This window comes from Marinilabilia sp. (assembly GCF_016278715.1).
Taxonomy (GTDB): Bacteria; Bacteroidota; Bacteroidia; order Bacteroidales; family Marinilabiliaceae; genus Marinilabilia.
The window spans coordinates 1-5677 of record NZ_JADQBH010000103.1; the positions used below are offsets into that span (position 1 = coordinate 1).

5 protein-coding genes and 1 pseudogene are annotated in these 5677 nt (G+C 43.4%); 2 read left to right on the plus strand and 4 right to left on the minus strand.

Going from position 1 to position 5677, the window contains the following annotated elements:
* Positions 1-72: 72 nt before the first annotated feature.
* Both QZZ43_RS06285 and pdxA read left to right on the plus strand, forming a co-directional pair.
* Positions 73-447 (plus strand): hypothetical protein, encoded by a 375-nt coding sequence (locus QZZ43_RS06285; protein ID WP_291857145.1) that lies wholly within the window; start codon positions 73-75, stop codon positions 445-447.
* A gap of 55 nt (positions 448-502) precedes the next feature.
* The gene (gene pdxA / locus QZZ43_RS06290) at positions 503-1564 is read left to right on the plus strand and encodes a 4-hydroxythreonine-4-phosphate dehydrogenase PdxA (protein WP_291857146.1); all 1062 of its coding nucleotides are present in this window, start codon (positions 503-505) and stop codon (positions 1562-1564) included.
* A 123-nt stretch (positions 1565-1687) separates the two neighbouring features.
* On the opposite strand, the gene lpxA is transcribed toward pdxA, so the two are convergent.
* From lpxA to QZZ43_RS06310, 4 genes and pseudogenes are all read right to left on the minus strand, one after another.
* Entirely contained in the window at positions 1688-2476 is a 789-nt protein-coding gene (gene lpxA, locus QZZ43_RS06295) for an acyl-ACP--UDP-N-acetylglucosamine O-acyltransferase (protein ID WP_291857147.1), read from the minus strand.
* 60 nt (positions 2477-2536) lie between these two features.
* Entirely contained in the window at positions 2537-3934 is a 1398-nt protein-coding gene (locus QZZ43_RS06300) for a bifunctional UDP-3-O-[3-hydroxymyristoyl] N-acetylglucosamine deacetylase/3-hydroxyacyl-ACP dehydratase (protein ID WP_291857149.1), read from the minus strand.
* Between the two features lie 56 nt (positions 3935-3990).
* The gene (gene lpxD / locus QZZ43_RS06305; protein WP_291857151.1) at positions 3991-5019 is read right to left on the minus strand and encodes a UDP-3-O-(3-hydroxymyristoyl)glucosamine N-acyltransferase; all 1029 of its coding nucleotides are present in this window, start codon (positions 5017-5019) and stop codon (positions 3991-3993) included.
* Positions 5020-5275: 256 nt separating this feature from the next.
* Positions 5276-5677, minus strand: a pseudogene (locus QZZ43_RS06310) (phosphohydrolase); the annotation flags it as partial.

A 5677-nucleotide genomic window follows, 5' to 3' on the forward strand; every position in this document is an offset into this window, starting at 1 on the left:
CTGGCAATTAGAAGCCATGCTGTATTCTTTTAGGTTTTTAGAGGACGATGAATCAAAAAAGGAGACAGAGTAATGAATTTTCCTTCTCTCACAGATAATGAGCTCGAAAAAGCTTGCAAACGGGAAGATTTGATGCGCGAAACAGCGCAGCAAATCATCAAGGATTTTGCGGAGTTTTGTCTGGAACTTAACTTTAGCGGTGAGGTGAATGATTTTTACCGGGAGCTTTTTGGTCAGATGCGAACGCATGTAGACGACCTCATGGGAGAGAATGGGGAGAAATTTTTTAATCTACTTTACCGAATTGATGTGTCTCCCGATGAAATTGGTAGTTATCAAAAACAGTTTCCGAGTGTTGAGCTTCCCGATGTGGTCACTGAATTGATTATTCACCGGGAGCTTAAGAAAGTTTTGATTAAAGAATATTTTCGAAGTTCAAAACATTGAACATCCATATATATCACATGTTACAGACATGTGTCCATGAAATAAATCAGATGTTATGAGTACAGAGAAAGTCAGAGTTGCAATAACCCAGGGAGACATCAATGGCATTGGTTATGAAATTATTTTCAAAACACTTGCCGATCCCAAAGTCCTGGAGCTTTATACTCCTGTTATTTACGGTTCCTCAAAGGTGGCGGCTTATCACCGCAAAGCCCTGAATATCCCAAATTTCAGTTTGAATAGTATTAAATCAGGAGATGAGGCTCATTCAAAAAGGGTGAATATTGTTAACTGCGTGGACGACAACGTGCGGGTTGAGTTGGGTAAAGCTACCGAGGACGGTGGACAGGCCGCATTTGTTGCCCTTCAGAAAGCAGTAGAAGATTTGAAAAATGGGCTGGTGGATGTATTGGTTACAGCTCCAATTAATAAAAATGTCACCCATTCTGAGGCCTTCAATTTTCCGGGACATACAGAATTTCTGGCAGAGCAGTTTGGCAATCAATCGCATATTATGCTGATGGTTGCTCCGCAGCTTAAGGTGGGGATTGTAACGGGGCATGTTCCTTTGAAAGACGTACCAGAGCTGCTGACTATGGAGAAAATATTGGAAAAAATCAGGGTTTTGGATCGGACTTTGCGCATCGACTTTACTATCCGCAAGCCACGAATTGCCGTTCTTGGGGTTAACCCACATGCCGGAGACCAGGGACTGTTGGGGGATGAGGAGATAAATATTATCAAACCGGCCATCGAAGTTGCCCGTGAGGAAGGAATTATGGCTCTTGGGCCTTATCCGGCCGATGGGTTGTTTGGATCCGGAAATGTTGGACGTTTTGATGCTGTTTTGGCCATGTATCACGATCAGGGACTGGCTCCTTTCAAAAGTATTGCCTTCTCTGAAGGGGTCAATTTAACAGGTGGATTGCCTATTGTCAGGACATCGCCCGATCACGGAACCGCATTTGACATTGCCGGAGAAAACAAGGCGGATGAGAGTTCTTTCCGGGAAGCAGTTTATCTTGCGGTAGATATTTTTAATCGACGGAATCTGCACAAGGAGATATCTTCGGATCCCTTGAAACCCGCTGAAAAAGGAGATTTTGAAAGGGACTAATGTTCTTTATTGTATAGCATAAAAAAAAGCATTGGAAACCGCGATTTCAATGCTTTTTTTATGCTGTGGGTTTGTCCGGGGAACTAAGTGATGTTCCCCGGGCAAAACGTTTTTTGTTCGGGTTTAGCTGTTGTCTGGATTATACCCCTTAATAACCCCTCTTTGCGAATTCTTAATGAATAAAATTATTTCATCGCGTTCGTCAGATGCCGTTAATTCAGCTTCAATGCGTTCTATCGCCTGGCTGTTGTTAAGCCCTTTCTGAAACATAAAGCGATAAATATCCTGGATATCTCTAATCTGCTCGTTGGAGAAGTTTCTTCTTCGCAGACCTATCGAATTGACACCGGCGTAGGATATTGGTTCACGGCCGGCCTTCACATATGGAGGAACGTCCTTACTGACTAAGGTTCCACCGGCAATCATCACATGAGTCCCGATATGAACAAACTGGTGGATGGCGGAAAGACCTCCTACAATGGCCCAATCGTCAATTTTTACTTCCCCGGCCACCTGTACGCTGTTTACCAGAATTACATGATTTCCCACAACGCAATCGTGAGCCACATGCACATAAGCCATTAACAGGCAGTTGTTTCCTACTACCGTTTGTCCTTTTGATTTGGTCCCGCGATTTATGGTTACAAATTCCCGGATGGTGGTGTTGTCTCCAATGACAACAACGGAATCTTCACCTTCAAATTTTAAGTCCTGGGGTACGGCAGATATAACTGCTCCCGGGAAAATATTGCAGTTCTTACCGATACGGGCCCCTTCCAGGATGGTTACGTTGGAGCCAATTCGGGTTCCTTCGCCTATTACAACATTTTTGTCGATGGTCGCGAAGGGCTCAATGACTACATTGGGAGCTATTTTTGCTTCTGGATGAATATATGCCAATGGTTGTTTCATGTGTCTTGTTCTCTTATTTTCAGGAAGTTAAAAGGAATTTTGTTTGTGAATTTCCTTTGATTATTTGTTTTTTACAATCTGAGCCATAAACTCGCCTTCTGCAACAATGGAATCTCCCACAAATGCAGTGCCTTTCATATTGGCTACACCTCTTCTGATATCCGTTATCATCTCTAGTTTGAAAACGATGGTGTCGCCCGGAACTACTTTTTTGCGAAATTTAATGTTGTCAATTTTCAGAAAGTAGGTGCTGTATTTTTTTGGCTCGTCCACCTGACTTAGAACCAGAATTCCACCAATTTGTGCCATCGCTTCAACCTGAAGGACTCCCGGCATCACAGGCTCTTCTGGGAAGTGACCTACGAAAAAGGGTTCATTCATGGTGACATTTTTCACTCCGACGATGGTTTTGCTCTGAAGGTCAATAATCTTGTCGACCAACAGGAATGGCGGACGGTGTGGAAGAAGTTTTTTGATTTCGTTGATATCGAAAACCGGTTCTGCATTCGGATCGTATTCTGGCGCATCGGCTTTCAGCTGACGTCGTTTGATCTCCTTACGAATAGCCTTGGCAAATTCCGCATTGATTTTATGTCCCGGTTTACTGGCAATGATGCGTCCTTTTATGGGCATTCCGGCCAGGGTGAGGTCTCCAATTACATCAAGAAGTTTGTGGCGGGCAGGCTCATTGGAGTGGTGCAACTCCAGATTGTTGAGGATTCCAATGGGTTTAACTTCTACCGATGGCTTATTGAAGAGGGCTGCCAGGCGATCCAATTCCTTTTGTGGTACTTCTTTGTCAATGATGATAATAGCATTGTCAAGGTCTCCACCCTTTATCAGGTTATTGTTGAGCAGTGGCTCCAGTTCATGCAGAAATACAAAGGTTCGGCAATTGCTGATTTCAGTTTCAAACTGATCCATGCTTTCCATATTCGCATACTGGTTGGAAAGAAGCATCGAGTTGTTGAATGAAATCATGGTCTGGTAGGTTTGCCCCTCATCTGGAATGGCGACAATCGAGCTGCCTGTTTCCGGATCTTCCACAATCATCTTTTCTTTAACCACGAAGTATTTGCGGTCAGCATCCTGTTCTTCGATGCCGGCTTTTTTTATGGCTTGTACAAAGTAGTGCGCGCTACCATCCAGAATCGGTGCTTCCGGGCCATCTACCTCTATCAGGCAATTGTCAACACCCATTCCCCGTAAGGCAGCAAGACAGTGCTCAATCGTACTTACGCGTGCCTCATTCTCTTCCAGCACAGTACCTCTTTCAGTGAATACCACGTTATCGGCAATCGCTCTGATCACAGGGGTGTTCTCCAGGTCGGTACGTTTAAAAGAAAACCCCGAGTTTACGGGGGCTGGATTTAAGGTGAGTGTAACTTCTGCACCTGTGTGAAGGCCGGTGCCCTTTAAAGAAGTTGGTTCTTGGATGGTTTTTTGTTTTTCTGACATAGTAACTATCATTAGTCATGACGGGCCGCAGTGCAAAGAAGTAGAGCGTCCGTGCCTTATTTTTCTGAAACTTTTTTTTCGATTTCCTGCAACTGTTGATAAATAGCGGGCAACTTTCGGAACATTACATAGGATTTGTTGTATTGCATGGCATCCATTGCAGGGGAACCCATCAAAACCGTGCCATCTTTGACAACGCTTTTTCCAATTCCACTTTGTGCCGCCACTTTTACCTGATCTGCAATTTTTAAATGCCCAGCAACTCCAATCTGGCCTCCGAACATACAGTTTTTGCCAATTTTGGTGCTGCCTGCAATTCCTGTTTGTGCAGCAATTACGGTGTTGGCCCCAATTTCCACATTGTGGGCTATTTGTACCAGATTATCTATCTTGGCGCCCTTGCGAACAATTGTTGAACCCATTGTTGCCCGGTCGACAGTGGTGTTGGCCCCAATTTCCACTAAATCTTCCAGGATCACATTTCCGACTTGTGGAATTTTCTGATATTCCCCATCCGGGCCGGGGGCAAAACCAAATCCGTCGGATCCGATAACAGCTCCGGCATGAATAATACAGCTATTTCCGATTTTACAATGTTTGTAAATTTTTACTCCTGAATAGATAATGGTGTCGTCTCCGACTTCAACGTCTTCCCCGACAAAAGCTCCGGGCCAGATTTGAACATTGTTCCCGATTTTTGCTTTTTCACTGATGTATGCAAATGCACCTATGTAAACAAAATCACCCATCAATGCCGACTGGTTAATAAAGGAAGGCTGTTCGATACCCGTTTTCTTTGGTAAGGAGCTTTCGTATAGTTGAAGCAGTTTAGCAAGTGCCTGATAGGCGTCTTCCACACGTATGAGGGTGGTTTTTATCGGTTTCTCGGGTTTAAAATTGTTGTTGACAATAACCACCGATGCTTCCGTGTTATATATGTGCTGTTCGTATTTGGGATTTGCCAGAAATGTAAGTGTCTCCGGGCGTCCTTCTTCTATCTTTGAAACATCCCGTATTACCTGGTTTGTATCACCTTCGACCGTCCCATTTATAAGTTCAGCAATCTGTTGTGCAGTGAATTCCATGTTGAAAAATTTGAGACAAAACTAATAAATATATCTTTTGGTGTAAAATATTGTTGCTGTCAGGGACGTTTTTGCCCTGTTTTTTTCGGCTAAAACGTCAATTTTGAACCATGAAATGCTCAAAATTGTTGAATGCTTTCAAACTTCCACTAAAGAGTCTGCCCCTTAAAGGAGGCCAGGCAGAGCTCATCGGGCGGGTGGTGCAAGGTTAAATATCCGAAATTTAAAATATTTTTTGCTCAGCAGATGCGGGCAATTATTTTGGATAGCAAAGGATGTATTTGCTGACAGGCTTTGATAACGCAACGTGGTCAAGCATGTCCGAAGCCATTGATATGTTTTTTATGGAACCGTCTTTGTATAGGATGTTTATGATTTCACCTCCTGTTTTGTAGGTGCTGTTGGAAACATGATCCGTAAACACAAAATAGTCCATCTCTTCGAATGATAATCCAATTAAATTTTTGCTTTCATGTTTACGACGGTCAATCATTTCTTTTGAGAAGGGGGTATCTGATACCTCTATTCTTAGAAGTTTGCGGTCTATTATGCCGGAAGAAAGTAAAGCAAGAACGCGGTCCTTGTTATTTTGCCATAGCTTAAGGGCACTCATAATATCGTTGTCGTCCAGCATGGTGAAATCATCCAGGATTTGCGG

Bases quoted from the DNA above. Each gene is read 5' to 3' on its own strand.
- lpxA (WP_291857147.1), bottom strand. From the start codon at position 2,476: ATGAAACAACCATTGGCATATATTCATCCAGAAGCAAAAATAGCTCCC.
- QZZ43_RS06285 (WP_291857145.1), top strand. From the start codon at position 73: ATGAATTTTCCTTCTCTCACAGATAATGAGCTCGAAAAAGCTTGCAAA.
- QZZ43_RS06300 (WP_291857149.1), bottom strand. From the start codon at position 3,934: ATGTCAGAAAAACAAAAAACCATCCAAGAACCAACTTCTTTAAAGGGC.
- lpxD (WP_291857151.1), bottom strand. From the start codon at position 5,019: ATGGAATTCACTGCACAACAGATTGCTGAACTTATAAATGGGACGGTC.
- pdxA (WP_291857146.1), top strand. From the start codon at position 503: ATGAGTACAGAGAAAGTCAGAGTTGCAATAACCCAGGGAGACATCAAT.